This is a genomic window from Sphaerobacter sp., assembly GCF_019683595.1.
GTDB lineage: Bacteria > Chloroflexota > Chloroflexia > Thermomicrobiales > Thermomicrobiaceae > Sphaerobacter.
This window is the reverse complement of record NZ_JADGHZ010000012.1, coordinates 1-19098: the sequence shown is the minus strand read 5'-3', so window position 1 is coordinate 19098 and position 19098 is coordinate 1. Positions and strand designations below refer to the sequence as shown.

Genomic DNA, 19098 nt, shown 5'->3' with positions numbered 1-19098 from the left:
TACGTGCTATGCTGCATCAGGAAGACGAGCAGTACGCAACGAAGACCCGGCCGGCCCCCCTCATGGTGCCGCGCCGGACTTGCATGAAGGGAGGGGCGACGGCGCATGATTGCCGGAAACCAGGCAACGCGTCGCTATGTCGGCCAATCGGTTCGCCGCGTCGGTGATGGTCGCCTCGTGACGGGAGCGGGCACCTTCGTGGACGACGTCCGCCTTCCGGGCACGCTGCACGCGACCATCGTGCGCAGCCCGTACGCCCACGCGCGGATTCGGGGGATTGACACCGACGCGGCAGCGGCCGTCCCTGGGGTGGTCGCCATCCTCACCGGCCAGGACATCGCGGACATGATGCAGCCGCTCGAAACCCGCCCGGACGCCCCACCGGGACGCGTCCTGCGACGCTACCCGCTGGCGCTCGACCGCGTGCGCTTCGTCGGGGACGCCGTCGCGGTGGTCATCGCGAACGATGCGTACACCGCGCGCGATGCCGCGGACCTGGTGACGGTCGACTACGAATCCCTTCCCGTGGTGGTCGATGCCGAGCAAGCGCTCGCCGAGGACGCGCCGCTCCTCTACCCCGAGTGGGGCAACAACGTCGCCTACGATTGGACGATCGACCACGGCGATGTGGAGGGAGCCTTCTCCCGCGCGGCGCGGGTCGTGTCACTTCGGCTGGTGAACCAGCGCGTCTATGCGGCCTTCATCGAGCCACGCGCGGCGCAGGCCCGCTTCGACCCGGCCACCGGAGAAATGACGGTCTGGGCGTCGACGCAGGTTCCCCACACGCTGCGTGGCGGGATCGCCGGCGCGCTCGGCCTGCACGAGCACGCGGTGCGAGTCATCGCACCGGACGTCGGCGGAGCGTTCGGCAGCAAGGGTGGGATCTACCCGGAGTACGTCCTGACCGCCGCGCTGAGCTACCGTTTCCAGCGCCCCGTCCGGTGGACGGAGACCCGCAGCGAGAGTTTCCTTGCCACCAACCACGGCCGCGATCAGATCCAGATCCTCCGGGCCGCAGTCACCGAGGAGGGCGTCGTGCTCGGCCTCGACGTCGACCTGATCAGCAACCTCGGCGCCTACTCGGCGGCCACCGTGGCGACGCGCACGGCGCTGATGTCCGGCGGTCCCTACCGTATCCAGAACCTGCGGGTCCGAGTGCGCGGCGTGATGACCAACACGACCCCGACCGGCGCCTACCGCGGCGCGGGGCGCCCCGAAGCGGCTTATATGCTGGAGCGGCTGATGGACGCCATCGCGCGCGAGCTCGGGCTCGACCCGGCGGACGTCCGGCGCCGCAACTTCATCCCGCCCGACGCCTTCCCGTATACCGGCGCCACCGGGGTCGTCTACGACAGCGGCAACTACGCCCGGGCCTTGGATGAGGCCCTGGAGCGTCTCGACTACGCCCGGCTCCGCGAGGAACAGCGCGCGGCCCGCGCCGAGGGTAGGCTCGTCGGCGTCGGCCTCGCCGTCTACTGCGAGTTCGCCGGGCCAGGCTGGGACAGCGCCACCGTGCGCGTGCTTCCGAGCGGCGCCGTCGTCGTGACCACGGGCATCTCGCCGCACGGCCAGGGTGAGGAGACCACCTTCGCCCAACTCGTGGCCGACGAACTCGGCGTCCCTCTTGAGGCGGTCACCGTCCGCGCCTCCGACACCGCGATCACCCCGCAGGGCATCGGCACCTTCGGCAGCCGCGGAACCTCCATCGGCGGGTCGGCCGTGCTCCTGGCCACCCGACAGGTTCGCGACAAAGCGCAGCGGATCGCCGCCCATCTGCTGGAGGTTGCGGAGGATGACGTCACCGCTGCCGACGGCGTGTTCAGCGTCCGTGGCGCCCCGGATCGCGCCGTAGACTTCGCAGCCGTCGCCCGAGCCGCCTACGCCTTTACCGGCGCGCCAGGCGGCCTCGAGCCGGGCCTGGAGGCGACCGCCTACTTCATGCCGCCTGGGCGCACCTTCCCCTTCGGCGCCCACGCTGCGGTGGTCGAGGTCGATCCCGAATCGGGCCGAATCACGCTCCGGCGCTACATCGCGGTCGACGACTGCGGCCCGGTCATCAATCCCCAGCTTGTTGAGGGGCAGGTGATCGGCGGGCTGGCGCAGGGGCTCGGGCAGGCGCTGCAGGAAGCCATCGTCTATGACGAGGCCGGACAGCCCATGACCGGCTCCTTCCTGGACTACGGACCGCTCCGCGCCCCGCAGATGCCCTCGCTTGCCGCCATGGAAACCGCGCACACCGTCACCCCCAGCCCGTTCAACCCGCTGGGAGTCAAGGGCGTCGGTGAGGCCGGGACAACCGGTGGACCGCCCGCGGTGGTGAACGCCGTACTGGATGCCCTCACCCCGCTCGGGATCACCCACCTGGACATGCCGCTCACACCGCAGCGCATCTGGCAGGCCATCCAGACGGCCAAGACGCGTTGAGCGTTCCGGCGGGCCTGGCGATACACCATCAGGCCCGCCTGTCGCTCCTGCGCAGGGGCTCGACGCCACATCTGTGCCGCGTACAGACGACGCGCCATCCCGATTACACCATTTTGCAGCCCTCCTGGGCACAACCACGCGCGTTTGGTATCGTTACGTAATAAGAACAGGTACATAGGGCGGACCCCACGGACCGGCGCCACCTCGTCATCACCACCACATGCGACGCATCCGGCCACCGGGCCGCTCCGCTCCGACCCGATGTGAGGCCGAGATGTGGCGCCTACTTCTGCGTGCTCGACAGCGTGTACTCCCCTTGATCGGCTCAGCGCCGGCTCTGGCGCTGGCGATCTACTTGCCGATGGTGGTGCTGCACACCGTGGCGAGCACGCAGATGCATCGGATCGACGAGCCACGCGTTGAGGTGCGCCAGTTGGGTGATCCTCACCGCGCGCTGGAACGCATCCTCAGCTCGTCCATCACCACCGTCGAGCATCTCAATGCCGTAGCGAACGACCCTGATGCCAACCCCCTGGATCGGCTGGTGTTCGCCAACTCGCCGCTGCTGCTTGAGACGCCAGGGATGTTCTCCGGGACCAACAACACGCCGCTCGGGCTCTACTACACCGTCTCTGCGAGCGAAGGTCCGGAGTCGCGGGTCGTCACGCTCCGCTATTTCCTCTATTTCACTGATGAGGATGAGGGAACGCCGATCCGTACGCGCATGGGCCGCTACGGTCACCCATTCGACGGGGAACTGCTCTTCCAGGTGACGTTCATCGACGACCGTGTGCTCTCCGCCTCCTACCAGGCGCCCGGGCACAAGTTGGTCTCGTTCCCCTACCAGGCCGGCGAGCGCCCGACGTTCGCGATTGCCAGTCCGAACCACAACTTCCGGCGTGTCGTCCGTGACGAAGGACCGGTCGTGGCCTTCATCCCGCAGAATGAACTGATCGCCAACCCGTTCCACGACCCCGATTTCATGGCGCTGGCCGCGCGCGAAGCACGGCGGCAGTGGAACGTCGACGTCAGCCAGTACGTCTACGTCGCGTTCCAGAACCCTGTGGCTCGGGTGCCGGTGGACGTCTCGGTTCGCGTCCGCGGCCGCTGGTACCACCTCCACGAGGTCGTGCTCGACGGCATGCCCGGCGCAAGCCTCACCGTGCAGGGCTATCACCAGGTTGGCATCCGGCTCGGGTTTATGCCGAGACCCGAGGACATCGACGAGGTTCGCATCATCGCCCGCAGTCGCCATCCCGTCTCCGTGGCGATCTTCGCCCTCTACGTCTATTCCGACCCCGTGGTCAGCGCGTAGTCAGCTCCAGAGAAACGCGACGGGCGACACCCCCAAGGGGATGCCGCCCGGATCGTCGACATACGCAGCAAATGGCCCCGAGGGCGGGGCCACCGCTCACGCCTGGCTCGACTCGACCTGCTCCTGCCGCCGTGGCGTAGCCGTCGGCGCCTCAGCGGGGAGCTCAGCGTTCTCCAACGCCTCGACCTCGTCCCGCAGGTTGCGCACCTGGCGACCGATCGACCAGAGGTAGGCCGCCATGATCAGCCAGGTAATGAGGAACGCCACGAAGAGATAGATCAAGTTGTCGCCCATCAGACCGACGCTCCTTCGCGCATCTCGCGCGCTAGTTGCCGCTCATACAGCCGGTAGTGATAGTCGGCGATCTCATCCTTGGTCCGCTCGATCCAGAAGCGCTGGTACAGCATGTAGGCGTAGATAAGAGTCGTGGCTGCGAGCGCGACGAGGAGCGTGACCACCATGCTGCCCGGCATCGCCGCACCCCCGGTGGACACCACCGGCCCCGGATGCAGCGTCCTCCACCAGTCGACCGACTTGTAGATGATCGGCACGTCGATGAAGCCGAAGATGCCGAGCACCGCCGCGTAGCGCGCCGCCCGCTCCGGGTCACTGACGTACGAGCGGAGCATGAAATAGGCCAGGTAGATGAACCAGAGGAGCAGCGTCGTCGTCAGACGCGCGTCCCAGGTCCACCATGTACCCCAGATCGGCTTGCCCCACAGCGAGCCGCTCAGCAGCACAATGGTGGTAAAGACCAGCCCGATCTCCGCCGAGGCACGCGCCAACTGGTCCCAGCCCCGGTGACGCTTCCAGAGGTAGCCGATTCCTCCGATGAAGGTCACGAAGAAGGCCAGGAAGGCCACCCAGGCCATCGGCACGTGCAGGTAGAAGATGCGCTGCACATCGCCTTGCAAGGCGTCGGCCGGAGCGTACACGAACGCCATATAGAGGGCGATCGCCATGACCACCCCAGCCAGCGCCCCGACGCCCTGGGCAAAACGCCAGCCGGGCAAGCCGCGCGTTGACCCTTGCTTCACCTCGCTACTCCTCTACGATCCGATCGAAGACCAGGAACGCAATCGTCAGAAAGACTACGTCAAAGCCTACCAGCAAGTTGAGCCAGCGGCCTACATCTCCCGTGGTGCCGCTCAGGGTCATTGACGCGACGCGAACTGTGGCGATCACCACCGGCACCGCGACCGGGAACAGCAGCACCGGGAAGAGGATCTCCCGGGCGCGCGTCGTGGACGCCATCACCGCGAAGAGCGTGCCGATTCCGGCGAAGCCGATCGTGCCGAGCAGGAGCCCCAGGAGCAGCGTCGGTCGGTAGATCGGCAGGTCGTAGAGCGCGCCGAACACCGGAACGCTGATCGCCTCGACCAGCAAGATGAAGATGAGGTTGCTCAGCAGCTTGCCCAGGTACAGGACGCCGCGGTCGACCGGGCAGAGCAGCAAGCCGTCGAGCGATCCGCGGTCGCGCTCCACCGCGATCGAGCGTCCGAGGCCCAGCATCGCCGCGAAGCTAATCGCCACCCACAGCGCGCCGGCGCCGCTGGCCGCCCGATCGACCCCGGTGAGGTCGAAGGCGAAGTTGAAGGTGATGATCGTCAGCAGGGCGAAGACCGCCATGCCGCCGAACATCTCCTTCGTGCGGATCTCGCTGAGCAGGTCTTTCCACGCGACGGCGTAGATCCGGCCCAGTTCCCGCCTCACCGGTAGCCTAGCCTCCGCTCGATCTCCGCCACGTCGAGGTCCGCCGCGGGCGCATCGAGCACCACCTGGCCCTGCTGCAACAAGACGACCCGATCGGCCACCTCCAACCCCAGGCCCAGATCGTGGGTGGTCAACACCGTCGTGCCGCCCGCGGCAGCATGCTCCTCGACGAGCCGCGCCAGGATGCGAACCCCTGCCCGGTCGAGGGCCGAGTCCGGCTCATCGAGCAGCAGGACGGACGGGCGGTGCAGCATCGCTCGCGCGAGGGCAAGGCGCTGCTGCATCCCGCGCGAGAATGTGCGGACGCGCTCCCTTCGCCACCCCGCCAGCCCGACACGCTCGAGGACCTCGTCGATGCGCGCGGCGGCGTCCTCGACCGCGTACATGCGCGCGTAGAAGCGCAGGTTCTCCTCGGCCGTCAGGTCGTCGTACAGGTACGACTGATGCGCCACCACGCCGAGCCGGCTGCGCACCGCCTGCGCGTCCCGGTCCGGCCGGAATCCTGCAATCTCGACCGTGCCGCTCGTCGGCCGGCTCAGCGTCGCCAGGATGCGCAGCAGCGTCGTCTTCCCGGCGCCGTTCGGCCCCAGCAGGGCCACCCGTTCTCCTGGCTGAACGGTGAGCGTGATGCCGCGCAGCACCCCGCGCCGGCCGTAGCGCTTGGTAACGCCCACGGTACGCACACTCGGCGGTGCCGAGGTGGGCGCAAGATCGGGTGGCGCGCCGCGCAGGCGGGTGTCGCTCACGAGACGTCCGCGGCCCCGTCCCGCTCGGTGACCGACCGACCCGGCTCGCGGGCAAGCTCTTGCAGTCGCGCGATCTCGCGCTCGATCTCGGCATCCACCGCGCTCGACTCGCGCTCCAACTCGCGCAGCACCTCAGCCGCCTCGCGCAGGTACCGCCCGCGAACCTCCTGGTACTCCGCCTCGGTCACCTTCCCCATCGAATAGTCGAAGTCCACCTCGCGGATCGCATCCAAAAGGTACGCCCGGCGGGCCTGGAGGTCCGCCAGCCTTGCGGGCGGGATCGATACGGGTCGCCGCCGCGCCGACAGCAACGGCTGCAGGACGAAGGCAAAGACGACCACCGTCACGGCAAGCAGCACGATGTAGCCCAGTGTGGCACTCATGACGTCGGCGCGTCCATTCTGTCAAGTTCGCGTCGGAGCCGCTCTTCGTAGGCCCTGAGCTCGTCCCCGTCGCCCGGCTCGCTGCTCTCACGACCCACCCGCTCTCGTCGGGCCCGGCGCTGCACCATGAAGGTTGCAAGCACAAGGACGCCGACCGCCAGGCCGATGACGGGACCCCACCACAGGGTGAGGACAAACCCCTCCTTCGGCGGATCACGGAGGATCCCCATGCCGTAGCGCTCGACGAAATAGTCGATGATCTCCTGCCGGGTCTTTCCCTCGTCCAGCATGCGCTGGATCTGCGCCCGCATGTCCCGCGAGAGCTGGGAGTCTGAGTCGCGCACGCTCAGGCCCTCGCAGATGGGGCAGTTGAGCGAACCCGCGATCTCCAGCGCCTCCGGCGACAGGGTTTCCTCGGCCGCCGCGAGCGTCGGTGTGAGCAGGATCCCCACAACGATCAGGATGGAAACGACGATGCTACGCTTCACTGAGGGCAGCCTCCCGAACCGGTCGCGTGACGGGCCGCCGCGCCGGCATCGGTGCCGGCCACAGCACCGTCACCATCCCCAGCACGTAGACCGCGCCACCAACCCAGATCCAGCTCACCATCGGGTTGATATAGGCGCGCAGCGATGCGGTGCCGTTCTCGTCCCACTGGTCGAGGACGATGTAGATGTCATCGATCCCGATGGTCTTGATCCCCATCTCGGCCGTGGGTTGGTTCTCGTAGTTACGGTAGAAGAAGCGCTTGCTCTCAACGGTCCCGCGCGGCTCGCCGTTCTTGGCGATGTCCACCACGGCAACCACAGCCTGCCCCTGGGCGTTCACCCGGTTGTCAAGCCGCTGGTAGGTCAGGGTATAGGGGCCGATCGTGCCCGACTGACCCGGCTGCAGGGTGAACTGCCGTTCCACCTGGAAGAAGGTCGAGCCGATGATCCCGACGGCCATGAGCGCCACCGCCAGGTGCACGATGTAGCCACCGTAGCGCCGGCCGTTCCGGCGTACCAGCATCGCGACCGCGAGCGCGTACGATTCCCGCGTGGTCCGCCGCCGCACCCGCGCCCCGCGGACATACTCCAGCACGATCGTGCCCACCGCGAAGACGGTCACGGCGAGCGACGCCGCCGCGATGAGATGGCCCGACAGCACCGCCATCACGATCCCCGACGCAACGCCGGCCACCGCGGGCCAGAGCAGGTTGCGCAGCAGCAGGCCCGTGTTGGAGCGGCGCCAGGCCAGCAGCGGGCCGACACCCATCAGCAGCATCATGACGAAGAGCAGCGGCCCGTTGACCTGCCGGTAGAACGGCGGCCCAACGGTCAGCTTCGTCTCCCGGACCAACTCGGTGACCAGCGGGAAGACCGTGCCCCAGAAGGTGGCGAAGGCCATCGCCGTGAACAGGAGGTTGTTGAGCAGGAAACCGGACTCCCGTGACACCACCGACTCAATGGCGCGGTCGCTCTGCAACCCCGGCAGCCGGTAGATGAGCAGGCCCACCGAAACCAGCACGACGACCGCCAGGTAACCCAGGAACCACGGCCCGATCGGCGACAACGCGAACGAGTGGACTGACGAGATCAGCCCACTCCGGACGGTGAACGTGCCGAAGACGGAGAGCGCGAACGTGGCGACAATCAAGGCCATGTTCCAGACCTTGAGCATGCCGCGCCGCTCCTGCACGATCACGGAGTGGATGAACGCGGTCCCCGTCAGCCACGGGAGCAACGCCACGTTCTCAACCGGGTCCCAGCCCCAATAGCCACCCCAGCCGAGGACGTGATAGGCCCACCAGGCGCCGAATAGCAGGCCGACGCCCAGAATGCCCCACGCGACGAGCGACCACCGCCGAATCGCGCGGATCCAGTCGGCCCCCAACCGGCCGGTGATCATGGCCGCCATCGCGAAGCCGAACGGCACCGTGAAGCTCGCGAACCCGGCAAGCAGAAACGGCGGGTGGAGGATCATGCCCACGTCGCGCAGCAGGGGGTTCAGCCCCTGGCCATCATCCGGCCGCATCGGCAGGAGCGTGAAGGGACTGGCAATGACAGTCAGCATGAAGAGGAGGAACGTCTCGACCGAGAGGACGGTGGCCGCCACGTAGGGGATGAGCGCGCGATCGCGCTTGCGGTGGAGGTAGACGGCGAGCGACGACAGGATCCCCGCGATCATGGACCAGTAGAGGAGACTCCCCTCCTGACCACCGTAGAAGGCCGCCGCGACGTAGTAAATCGGCATGTCACGGCTGGATCGACCATAGACGTACTCCAGCCGGAAGTCGTGGGTCAGGAATGCCGTCAGGAGCGTGACGACGGCCACCAGGATCAGGGCCGTCACGCCCCAGACCGCGCGGATGCTACTCTCAACCAGCTCTGGGATGCGACGCCGGGCACCAAGTACCCCGGCCACGATGCCGTAGACGGCCAGCGCCAGGGCAACGACGAGTGCACCGGAACCAAGCTGCGCCACGGGGTCTCCCCTCTACGAGTCGGTCGGCTGCGCTGCCTCGAAGCGCGAGGGGCACTTGGTCAACAGCGTGTCGGCCTGGAACTCTTGACCCTTGTGGAACGTACCTTCCACGACCACCTGGACGTGGTCGGAGAAGATGTCGGGCACGACCTCCGTGTAGACCACGTCCATCGTGTGCGTGCCGTCCGTCACCTGGAAGCGGATCGGCTGCCCTGGTCCGCCCATCTGAATTGAGCCGGGAACCACGTCGCCACCAACCCGCACGCGCGTCCCGTCGACCTTGTCCGCCTGGGCCTGCAACTCGCCCACCGTCACGAAGTAGGACGCCGCGGTCCCCTGCATACTGTTGTAAATCAGGAACCCGACAGCCAGGGCCAGGACGACGCCGGCGACGAGGATCTTCGTGTTGAGCCACGGGGCGCGACGGCCCACCGCAGCCGGCTCGGCGGCCACTCCGCCAGTCATCGCTCCTCCTCCCACACACCGGACCCGCTCGCCGCGGGCCGCTGGCGCGCCCGGCGCCCGGCAGCGCCGAGGGCGACGCAACTCATCGCTGTCCAATCCCGGTGGGGTACACGCTCGACAGGATCACGCCGAGCAGGAATGCCACGCTCCCGAGCATCAGGATGAGCCAGGCGCGATCGAACCGGGACGGCTGCCGGGGAACCTTCCGACCGGGCAGCGACACCGTACGCCGCGCGCGGACGAATGACCCCGCCAGCCAGAAGGCTGCCACCGCAGCGGCGACCTTGATCGCCAGCAGGACGACGTAGGCAACCGTTCCACGCCCGTCGGCAAGCCCGTCCCACATCAGGACGACCCCGGAGCCGACCATGAGGAACGCAGCCACCGAGGCCCAGCGGCCGAACTCCCGCTGCGCCGCGCGCGCCAGTGCCCTCGCCTCCTCGTCCGCCTGCCGCATCTGCGGCCGCAGCGCCAGGACGTAGTACACACCACCTCCCACCCAGGCTGCCGCCGCCAGTGCGTGCGTCAGCCGGAGCAACAGCCGCGTGATCGACGGGATGTCCACGGTTCGCCTGTCTCACCTCACCGGCTCCCACGTCCCGCCGGAACTGTACCAAATTTCACGATCGCCGGGCCCCACCGGTCTATCCGGCACCGGTCAACTCCCGAATGAAGCCGTGGAGCTGTTCCACCGACTTGATCGGGCCGTTGTACTTGCCCAGCAGCGTGCCATCCGGCCCGATGATAAACGTTTCCGGCACGCCACCGACACCGTAGTCAATCGTGGTCCGCCCGTTGTCGTCGACGGCATTGGGATACGACAGCTTGTGCTCCTCAATGAAGGCCTGGGCAGCATCCTGCTGATCCCAGATGTCGATCCCGATGATCACCGTGTCACCATCCAGGGAGGCCGCAAAATCACGCAGGACCGGGGCCTCCTCCTGGCACGGGGGGCACCACGATCCCCAGAAGTTGAGCACCACCGTCTTACCCCGGAGCTGCTCCAGGGAGATCTGCTGGCCATCGAGCGTCCGAAGGGTGAACGAGGGTGCGGTGCGGTTTTCAAAGCGGATGAGGTGGCCGACGGTGTTGATGCGGCCGCCACTTGCCAGGCTGGTCGAGTCACCGGGGGACCAGACGGCATAGGCGAAAAGGCCGAGAAGCGCAACGACGATGACGACAACGAGCGTCGGGATGAGACGGTTCCGTAGCGAATCCTGTGGCACGCGGTCCACGATCCAGCCCTCACGTTCCACCGGACGGTAGGACACCGATCCGGCGGCGGATGCCCGCGCAATTACCCCCTACACCGGCCCCCACGTCCCGCCGGAACTGTACCAGATTTCACGATCGCCGGGCCCGCCGATCTATCCGGCGCCGATCAACTCCTGAATGAACCCGTGGAGCTGTTCCACCGACTTGATGGGTCCGTTGTACTTGCCCAACAGGGCGCCATCCGGCCCGATGATAAACGTCTCCGGCACGCCACCGACGCCGTAGTCGATCGTGGTCCGCCCGTTGTCGTCGACCGCATTGGGATAGGTCAGCTCGTGTTTCTGAATGAAGGCTTGCGCCGCGTCCTGCCGATCCCAGATGTCGATCCCCACGATCACCGTGTCGTCGTCCAGAGAGGCGGCAAAGTCGCGTAGGACCGGGGCCTCTTCCTCGCAGGGCGGGCACCACGATCCCCAGAAGTTAAGGACCACTATCTTGCTCCGGAACTGCTCCAGGGAGATCTGCTGGCCGTCGAGCGTCTGCAGCGTGAACGAGGGGGCAGTGCGGTTCTCAAAGCGGATGAGGTGGCCGACGGTGTTGATCCGACCACCGCCCGCCAGGTTGGTCGAGTCACCGGGGGACCACATGGCATAGGCGAAGAGGCCGAGAAGCGCGACGACGATGAGGACGACCAGCGTCGGGATGAGACGGTTCCGTAGCGAATCCTGTAGCACGCGCTCCACGGTGCAGCCCCCACGTTCCACCGGACGGCAGGGCACCGATCCGGCGGCGGATGCCCGCGCAATTATCCCCCACGGCCCGACGCTTTCAAGGGCGCGCCACGGCTCGCCGTCTCTGAGCCAGCCTCGCCGTCGCGTGACCGCGTGGCCGTCGCACAGAGCCGCGGCGCAACGCCCAAGCCGGCCACGCCGCGAGGTCACCCGTGCCCGACAACTCGGACCGAGGACGTCATGGAAGTTCCGTCAAGTGGCGGTTCGACGCGCCGGCCCGTCATCCTGAGCGAAGCGAAGGATCTCGGACGAGTCCAACCGTCCGGCATACGATACTTCGCGCCGCTCAGCATCACGCGGCATCAAGCGACCAACGGCACGCCGTCTTAGAGGTAGGAGATTTCCGCTCCCAGGGAGGCAAACTTCTCGACGATATCCTCATAGCCGCGGCGCAGGTGCTGGATCTGCCCGATGCGGGTCTCACCCTCGGCCACCAGGCCCGCGAGCACGAGGCAGGCGCCGCTTCGAATATCGAGCGCCTCCACGTCGGCGCCCCGGAGCCGGGTCGGCCCGTTGATGATCGCCTGCTGCCGGTCAATCACCGTGATGTCGGCGCCGAGCTTGGCCAGCTCCGCGGCGTAGCGCAGCCGGTCGTTGAAGACCCGCTCAAAGATGCGGCTCTGCCCCTTGGCCTGGGTCATGAGCACCGCGAACGCGGCTTGCAGGTCCGTCGGGAAGCCGGGGAATGGGAGCGCCTGGATCTCGGTGGCGTGCAGTTCCCCGCGCCCGCGCACGAGCATCGACGTCTGATTCCACCACACCTCGGCTCCGGCTTCGCGGAGCTTGTAGGTAAGCGGGAGCATGTCCGGCTCGGAGACGTTGTCGAGGATCACCTCGCCGTCGGTGATCGCGGCGGCGATGGCGAAGGTTCCTGCCTCGATGCGGTCCGGGAGGATCGCGGCGCGGTACCCGCGGAGCCGATCGACCCCGTGCACGCGAATGTGCGGGGTGCCGACACCGGAAATGCGCGCGCCCATGTCGCGCAGGATCGAACCGAGGAAGCTGATCTCCGGCTCGCTGGCGGCGTTGACGATCGTGGTCGTGCCGCGAGCCAGGGTCGCCGCCATCAGCAGGTTCTCAGTGCCGGTGTGGCTGGGATAGTCCATGTACAGCTCGGCACCGTAGAGGCGACGGGCCCGCATCACGTACCCACCGTCGGTCTGCGTGATCTCCGCCCCCATGCGCCGGAAACCGCGCAGATCCACGTCGACCGGCCGGGTGCCGAGACGGCAGCCACCTGGCGGCGACGACGATGCCTCGCCGAAACGCGACAGCAGCGGACCGGAGACGAGGAACGACGCGCGCATACGCTCGACCAGTTCGGGCGGGGCGTCGAACCGGTGGATGTTCGCCGCGCAGATGCGAACCCGACGGTTCTCCTGATCAAACTCGACATCGGCGCCGAGCCAGCGCAGGAGATCCGCCATCACCAGCGTGTCCTCCAGCACCGGGACGTTATCGAGCAGGCACTCCTCGTCGGTGAGCAGAGCCGCCGCCATCGCGGGCAATGCCGCGTTTTTCGCCCCGCCGATTGCGACGCGCCCATACAGCCGCGTGCCGCCGCGTACCCGGATCGTCTTCGCCTCCGTCGCCACCTGCATTGCGCCGCTCCGAACTCTGTTCAGGGAGATGTGGGTCTCGGTTGTTTCCTGTGGGTGCCCCGACGCCACGCGCGCGGTGGACCCGGTTGTCCCAATTCCACACCGGTTCCCCCGCTTGAGCAACCCGCCGGACGCGTCCGTAGAAGACGCTGCGGTCCCGGGACTGCCCCGGGACCGACACACGGCACGCGCTACAAATTGCCGAGTTCTTGCTGCGGACCGACCGGCTGCCGGCCACGGCTGCGGCGCCCGACCTTCAAGCGGATGATCGAGCGGCGCAGCGCCGCCTCGGCCCGGATCAGGTCCACATCGGCCTGGGCCCGCCCAAGTCGTGCCTCGGCTCGCTTTCGTGCCTCCTCAGCCCGCGCGAGATCGATTTCCTCGGCCCGCTCCGCGGTGTCAGCCAGAACCCGCACCCGGTTGTGCGCGACCTCGACGAACCCACCGAAGACCGCCAGCGACTGCTCCTGGCCGCCTTTGATGACGCGCATCTCGCCGAGCGACAGGAGTGAGATCAGCGGGGCGTGCCGCGGCAGGATGCCGAGCGTACCGTCGGCCCCGGGGACTACCACCATGTCCACGTCGTCCTCCTGGAAGACGACGCGCTCCCCGGTGACGACTTCCACACTCAGCTTGGCCATGCCTGTCTCCTCAAGCGACTGTCGTCATGCGCCCTACATCATACGTCATACGTCACACGTCCTGCCCGGGCTGCCCGGGTTCGGACGAATGACGTATGACGCATGACCGTTGACGCCTGCTCCGGTGTTACTGCTCCCGTGCCATCTGCTCGGCACGCTCGACCGCCTCGTCGATGGTCCCCACCATGTAGAAGGCCTGCTCCGGAAGCGAGTCGTGCTTGCCCTCGAGGATCTCCTTGAAGCCGCGCACCGTCTCCGAGCGCTCGACGTAGCGGCCCGGGCGGCCGGTAAAGGCCTCGGCCACGAACATCGGCTGCGACAGGAAGCGCTGGATCTTGCGGGCGCGCGCCACGATCAGCTTGTCATCCTCGCTCAACTCCTCGATACCGAGGATGGCGATGATGTCCTGCAGGTCGCGGTAGCGCTGCAGCACCCGCTGCACCTCGCGAGCCACCTCGTAGTGCTCCTGGCCCACGATGTTCGGGTCAAGGATGCGCGAGGTCGATGCCAACGGGTCCACCGCCGGGAAGAGCCCCTGCTCCGCGATCGAGCGCTCCAGCGAGATCGTCGCGTCGAGGTGAGCGAAGGTCGTGGCCGGTGCCGGGTCCGTGTAGTCGTCGGCCGGGACGTAGACCGCCTGCACCGAGGTAATCGAGCCGCGCTTGGTGGAGGTAATGCGCTCCTGAAGCTGACCCATCTCGGTCGCCAGCGTCGGCTGGTACCCCACTGCGCTCGGCATACGACCCAGCAGTGCGGACACCTCGGAGCCCGCCTGCACGAAGCGGAAGATGTTGTCGATGAAGAGGAGCACGTCGCGCCCCTCGTCCCGGAAGTACTCAGCCATGGTCAGCCCGGTCAGGCCGACACGCAGGCGCGCTCCGGGCGGCTCGTTCATCTGCCCGAAGACCAGCACCGTCTTGTCGGCGACGCCGGACTCCTGCATCTCGCCCCAGAGCTGGGTTCCCTCGCGGGTCCGCTCGCCCACACCGGTGAACACGGAGTAACCACCGTGCTCAGCGGCGATGTTGCGGATCAGCTCCATGATGATGACGGTCTTGCCGACGCCGGCCCCGCCGAACACACCCGTCTTACCACCCTTGGTGAACGGGGCGATCAGGTCGATCACCTTGAGCCCGGTCTCAAACGGCTCGACCTCGGTCGACTGCTCCTCAAACGTGGGCGCCGGCCGGTGGATCGGGTAGTACACCTCCGCCTGCGGCGCCGGCCCGTCATCGACCGGGCGGCCGACGACGTTGAAGATGCGGCCGAGGGTTGCCTGGCCGACGGGCACCTTGATCGGGCCGCCGGTGTCGAGAACCGGCATGCCGCGGCGCAGACCGTCGGTGCTGCTCATCGCCACGGTCCGCACCCAGTCATTCCCCAGGTGCTGCTGCACCTCGAGCACGAGCGGCTCGTCGCCCTCCCGCTCCACCTCGAGGGCGTTGTAAATATCCGGCAGTTGGTCCGGCGGGAACTCGACGTCCACCACCGCGCCGGTGATCTGGACGATCCGGCCTGTCGCTACCGTGGTTGCCATGTCCGGTGTATCCTCCCTCGCCCGCTGCGGTCCCACCGCCCGCACGGGCGCCTCTGGCTAGCCCAACGCCGCCGCGCCGGCCGCAATCTCCGTCACCTCGCGGGTGATCTGGGCCTGGCGCGCCTTGTTGTAGGTGAGCGTCAACTCCGACACCAACTCGCGCGCGTTGTCGGTCGCGTTGCGCATCGCCACCATGCGGGCGCTGTGCTCGCTCGCGATCGACTCCAGCAGCGCCTGGTAGAGCTGCACTTCGACGAAGCGCGGCAGCAGCGCCTGCAGCACGGCCTCCGGGCTGGGCTCGAAGATATAATCCGTGACCTCGTCCGTGCCGGGCGGTGCCTCAATCGGCAAGACCTGCAGCACTTCCGGCACCTGGCGCAGCGTGTTGATGAAGCGCGTGTACACCACGTACACGGCATCGACCTTGCCTGCGACGAAGTCGTCCGTCGCGATCCGCACCACCGGCCGGATCGATTCCAGCGACGGATAGTCACCGACGTCGGTGAACGACGCCACCAGCGGCCGGCCGTACCGCGTCAGGAAGTCGCGCCCCTTCCGGCCGATGGTCACGATGTCGATGTTCTCCAGCGACTCCGGCCGCTCATTCATGACCTGAATCGCGCGGCGGATGACGTTCGTGTTGAAAGCACCGGCCAGTCCGCGGTCGGAGGTGATCAGAATGATCTGCGAGCGCTGAATCGGCCGCCGCGCAAGGAGCGGGTAGCGCGCCTGCTCCTCGGTGTCGGCCATGGCCGCCAGATCACCGATCATGGCGCGGATGCGCTCCGCATAGGGCCGGGTGGCCAGCACGTGCTGCTGCGCTCGCCGCATCTTGGACGCGGCGACCATCTCCATCGCGCGGGTGATCTGCGCCGTGTTGCGCACGCTCCGGATGCGGCGCCGGATCTCTCGCGGTGTGGGCACGGTCTGTCTCCTCCCTCAGATCCCCGGCGCTATGCTGCCTGGCCGCCAGCCCACATCGACCGCTTGAACTCCTCGACCGACTTCCGCAGCTCCTCGATCATCTCATCAGTGAGCTGCTTTTCGGTGACGATGCGCTGCAGCAGGTCAGACTTGCTGGTCCGCATGTAGTCGAGGTACTGCTGCTCGAACGTCCGCACCTGCTCCACCGGCACGTCGTCGAGGTACCCGTTCGTCGCGACCCAGATGATCGCCACCTGCTCTTCGACCGGCATCGGCTGGTACTGCGGCTGCTTCAGCACCTCGGTCAGCCGCTGGCCGCGGTCGATCTGCCGCTTGGTGGCCGGGTCCAGGTCGGAACCGAACTGGGCGAACGCCGCCAGCGAGCGATACTGCGCAAGCTCCAGGCGCAGCCGACCGGCAACCTGACGCATCGCCCGGATCTGCGCGTCACCACCCACGCGGGACACCGACAGACCGGCGTTGATCGCCGGGCGGACACCCGCGTAGAACAGGTCCGGCTCCAGGTAGATCTGGCCGTCGGTAATGGAGATGACGTTCGTCGGAATGTAGGCCGACACGTCGTTCCCCTGGGTCTCAATGATCGGCAGCGCGGTCAGGCTGCCGCCGCCCAGATCATCGCGCAGCCGCGCGGCGCGCTCCAGCAGGCGCGAGTGCAGGTAGAAGACGTCGCCCGGGTACGCCTCGCGGCCCGGCGGGCGGCGCTGCAGCAGCGCGACCTGGCGGTACGCCCACGCGTGCTTTGACAGGTCGTCGTAGACGACCAGCGCGTGGCCGCCGCTCTCCATCACTTCCTCGCCCATGGCGCAACCGGCGTAGGGCGCCAGGTACTGAAGCGGCGCCGGATCGGCCGCCGACGCGACGACGACGATCGTGTTCTCCATCGCGCCCTCACGCTCGAGGGTCGCCACGATCTGCGCCACCTGCGACTGCTTCTGGCCGATGGCGACGTAGATGCTGACGACGCCGGTGTCGCGCTGGTTGATGATCGTATCGAGCGCAACGGCCGTCTTACCCGTCTGGCGGTCACCGATGATCAGCTCGCGCTGGCCCCGGCCGATCGGGATCATGCTGTCGATCGCCTTGATACCGGTCTGGAGCGCGGTATCCACGTTCTGCCGGGCAACCACACCGGGGGCGATCCGCTCCAGCGGCCGGAAGCGATCGGTCTGGATCGGGCCCTTGCCGTCGATCGGCTCGCCGAGGGCGTTCACCACGCGACCCAGGAGCGCCGGGCCCACCGGCACCTGCGCGATGCGGCCGGTCGACTTGACCTCGTCGCCCTCCTCGATGCCGGTGTAGTCACCGAGAATGATGACGCCGACCGAGTCCTCCTCGAGGTTGAAGGCCATGCCCATGACCCCGTTGGAGAACTCCACCAACTCACTGGCCATGACATCGCGCAGGCCGTGCACGGTCGCGATTCCGTCACCGACCTCGACGACGTAGCCGACGTTGGTGACGACCATGCGGCTGCCGTAGTTCTCAATCTGTTGGCGCAGAATGTCGCTGATCTCGCTCGGTCGTACGACCATGGTTCCTCCCGATTATCCGCTTGGGCCGCTCGTTTCTGTCATGTCAGAAGCCGGTGGCACTCGCCCGACTCGAGGCGGCCCCGGCTAGCTCACCATCCGCTGTCGAAGCTGGTGGAGTTGCGTCCGTACGCTGCCGTCGATCAGGTTGTCCTCCACCCGCACGACAATTCCGCCGATGATATCGGGATCGACCCGCGGCCGCATCTCGACCTGCTTGCCGATCAGGGCCGCCACGCGCTCGCGCACCTGCGCCTGCTCATCCTCATCGAGCGGGACCGCGGTCGTCACCTCGGCCACGGCAATGCCGCGCTCCTCCATGACGAGCTGCTGGAAGACCTCGGCCACCTGCGGGAGTTGCGGCAGCCGCCCGCGCTCCAGGAGCAGCAAGGCCAGATTCCGTACAAGCTGCTGCGACTCGTCCGGCAGGATCGCCTCGATCGCCTGCCGCTTGGCCGTCTCGGGCACTGCCGGGCTATCGAAAAACTCCGACACGCTCGGGTTCGCCATCACGCCGGCCAGTTGACGGAGATCCTGCTCCCACTGGTCGAGCTCGCCGCGCTCCCGAGCTATCTCAAATGCCGCTTGCGCGTATCGCTTGGCCGCGCCGGCCACTGGCATCGCACTCTCCCCCTTGCATCCGCGTCACTCGCGGGCGCGGCCGTTGCCGGCCTCTGCCAGGGTTTCCTGGATCAGGCGCGCCTGATCGGCACGGTCCAGCTCGCGCCGCACGATCTTGGTGGCGGCGGCAATGGCCAGATCAGCGACATCCTGACGGAGCTGCTGCCATGCCTGCTGCTGTTCGGCCTGGATCGCCGCGCGCGCCTTCTCGATGATCTGCTCGGCCTCGGCTCGGGCCTGCGCCTGAGCACGGGCGAGCACCTGCTCGCTGTTCTCTCGCGCCTGCGCCAGGATCTGCTGGGCCTCGCGACGCGCCTGGTTGAGCACCTCTTCATTCTGGGCGCGCGTAGCCTCCAGCTCGCGCTGCATGCGCTCCGCCGCCTCCAAACCCTCCTGGATGCGCCGGCGCCGCTCGTCGAGCATGTTGGTGATCGGGCCGAGCGCCAACTTCCAGAAGATCACGATGAACGCGACGAACGCGATCAACTGGATGATGAGGTTGGCGGGAGTGATGCCGAGACTTTCCATCAGCGCTTCCTCATGGTCTTGATCGCTCCCCGGTTGCGCGATCACCCGGTCAGACGGTCTCCACACCCATCAGGTGGGGCGGGGCCCCCTCCATGTCCCATGTGTGAGATGTGCCGGTGGGGGGGCGGGGCCGGGGCGGCCCCCGGGGGCCGCACGAGAGGGCGGCGGGACTGGCGCG

At 67.5% G+C, this 19098-nt stretch carries 20 protein-coding genes; 2 read left to right on the top strand and 18 right to left on the bottom strand.

Translation table 11 applies throughout. The annotated features are described in order from the left end of the window. Positions 1-105: 105 nt before the first annotated feature. Both IRZ30_RS02550 and IRZ30_RS02545 read left to right on the top strand, forming a co-directional pair. Positions 106-2424 carry a xanthine dehydrogenase family protein molybdopterin-binding subunit gene (locus IRZ30_RS02550; RefSeq protein WP_294082590.1) on the top strand — a complete coding sequence of 773 codons (2319 nt, stop codon included), beginning with the start codon at positions 106-108 and terminating at the stop codon, positions 2422-2424. A 316-nt stretch (positions 2425-2740) separates the two neighbouring features. After that, positions 2741-3739, top strand: a complete 999-nt coding sequence (locus IRZ30_RS02545) for a hypothetical protein (protein ID WP_294082588.1) — start codon at positions 2741-2743, stop codon at positions 3737-3739. Positions 3740-3835: 96 nt separating this feature from the next. Here the strand turns inward: IRZ30_RS02545 and IRZ30_RS02540 are convergent, their stop codons facing one another. The 18 genes from IRZ30_RS02540 to atpF all read right to left on the bottom strand — a co-directional run bounded on the left by IRZ30_RS02540 (position 3836) and on the right by atpF (position 18920). Continuing rightward, the gene (locus IRZ30_RS02540) at positions 3836-4033 is read right to left on the bottom strand and encodes a CcmD family protein (protein WP_294082586.1); all 198 of its coding nucleotides are present in this window, start codon (positions 4031-4033) and stop codon (positions 3836-3838) included. After that, complete coding sequence (ccsA, locus tag IRZ30_RS02535) at positions 4033-4776, bottom strand: cytochrome c biogenesis protein CcsA (protein WP_294082584.1); 744 nt, start codon at positions 4774-4776, stop codon at positions 4033-4035. The genes IRZ30_RS02540 and ccsA overlap by 1 nt, the downstream gene beginning before the upstream one ends. A gap of 4 nt (positions 4777-4780) precedes the next feature. Continuing rightward, complete coding sequence (locus IRZ30_RS02530) at positions 4781-5452, bottom strand: heme exporter protein CcmB (protein WP_294082582.1); 672 nt, start codon at positions 5450-5452, stop codon at positions 4781-4783. Beyond that, complete coding sequence (gene ccmA, locus IRZ30_RS02525) at positions 5449-6198, bottom strand: heme ABC exporter ATP-binding protein CcmA (RefSeq protein WP_294082580.1); 750 nt, start codon at positions 6196-6198, stop codon at positions 5449-5451. Before ccmA ends, IRZ30_RS02530 begins: the two co-directional genes overlap by 4 nt. After that, the gene (locus tag IRZ30_RS02520) at positions 6195-6581 is read right to left on the bottom strand and encodes a hypothetical protein (RefSeq protein WP_294082578.1); all 387 of its coding nucleotides are present in this window, start codon (positions 6579-6581) and stop codon (positions 6195-6197) included. The genes ccmA and IRZ30_RS02520 overlap by 4 nt, the downstream gene beginning before the upstream one ends. After that, complete coding sequence (locus tag IRZ30_RS02515) at positions 6578-7069, bottom strand: cytochrome c-type biogenesis protein (RefSeq protein ID WP_294082576.1); 492 nt, start codon at positions 7067-7069, stop codon at positions 6578-6580. The genes IRZ30_RS02520 and IRZ30_RS02515 overlap by 4 nt, the downstream gene beginning before the upstream one ends. Further along, a complete protein-coding gene (locus IRZ30_RS02510) occupies positions 7059-9047 on the bottom strand; it encodes a heme lyase CcmF/NrfE family subunit (RefSeq protein WP_294082574.1) in 1989 nt (662 codons plus the stop codon). Before IRZ30_RS02510 ends, IRZ30_RS02515 begins: the two co-directional genes overlap by 11 nt. A gap of 12 nt (positions 9048-9059) precedes the next feature. Then, on the bottom strand, positions 9060-9512 hold the full coding sequence (locus IRZ30_RS02505) for a cytochrome c maturation protein CcmE (protein ID WP_294082573.1): 453 nt from the start codon (positions 9510-9512) through the stop codon (positions 9060-9062). 82 nt (positions 9513-9594) lie between these two features. Beyond that, complete coding sequence (locus IRZ30_RS02500; protein WP_294082572.1) at positions 9595-10077, bottom strand: copper resistance protein CopD; 483 nt, start codon at positions 10075-10077, stop codon at positions 9595-9597. A 79-nt stretch (positions 10078-10156) separates the two neighbouring features. Beyond that, on the bottom strand, positions 10157-10747 hold the full coding sequence (locus IRZ30_RS02495; RefSeq protein WP_294082570.1) for a TlpA disulfide reductase family protein: 591 nt from the start codon (positions 10745-10747) through the stop codon (positions 10157-10159). 132 nt (positions 10748-10879) lie between these two features. After that, the gene (locus IRZ30_RS02490; protein WP_294082568.1) at positions 10880-11470 is read right to left on the bottom strand and encodes a TlpA disulfide reductase family protein; all 591 of its coding nucleotides are present in this window, start codon (positions 11468-11470) and stop codon (positions 10880-10882) included. Between the two features lie 374 nt (positions 11471-11844). Next, positions 11845-13119, bottom strand: a complete 1275-nt coding sequence (gene murA / locus IRZ30_RS02485) for a UDP-N-acetylglucosamine 1-carboxyvinyltransferase (RefSeq protein ID WP_294082566.1) — start codon at positions 13117-13119, stop codon at positions 11845-11847. A gap of 191 nt (positions 13120-13310) precedes the next feature. Then, a complete protein-coding gene (locus tag IRZ30_RS02480; RefSeq protein ID WP_294082564.1) occupies positions 13311-13760 on the bottom strand; it encodes a F0F1 ATP synthase subunit epsilon in 450 nt (149 codons plus the stop codon). 127 nt (positions 13761-13887) lie between these two features. Continuing rightward, on the bottom strand, positions 13888-15297 hold the full coding sequence (atpD, locus tag IRZ30_RS02475) for a F0F1 ATP synthase subunit beta (RefSeq protein ID WP_294082562.1): 1410 nt from the start codon (positions 15295-15297) through the stop codon (positions 13888-13890). A 57-nt stretch (positions 15298-15354) separates the two neighbouring features. Continuing rightward, on the bottom strand, positions 15355-16221 hold the full coding sequence (locus IRZ30_RS02470) for a F0F1 ATP synthase subunit gamma (protein ID WP_294082560.1): 867 nt from the start codon (positions 16219-16221) through the stop codon (positions 15355-15357). A 29-nt stretch (positions 16222-16250) separates the two neighbouring features. Next, positions 16251-17774 (bottom strand): F0F1 ATP synthase subunit alpha, encoded by a 1524-nt coding sequence (gene atpA / locus IRZ30_RS02465; protein ID WP_294082558.1) that lies wholly within the window; start codon positions 17772-17774, stop codon positions 16251-16253. A gap of 84 nt (positions 17775-17858) precedes the next feature. Continuing rightward, positions 17859-18392 (bottom strand): ATP synthase F1 subunit delta, encoded by a 534-nt coding sequence (atpH, locus tag IRZ30_RS02460; protein ID WP_294082556.1) that lies wholly within the window; start codon positions 18390-18392, stop codon positions 17859-17861. 24 nt (positions 18393-18416) lie between these two features. Next, a complete protein-coding gene (gene atpF, locus IRZ30_RS02455) occupies positions 18417-18920 on the bottom strand; it encodes a F0F1 ATP synthase subunit B (RefSeq protein WP_294082554.1) in 504 nt (167 codons plus the stop codon). Positions 18921-19098: the final 178 nt, after the last annotated feature.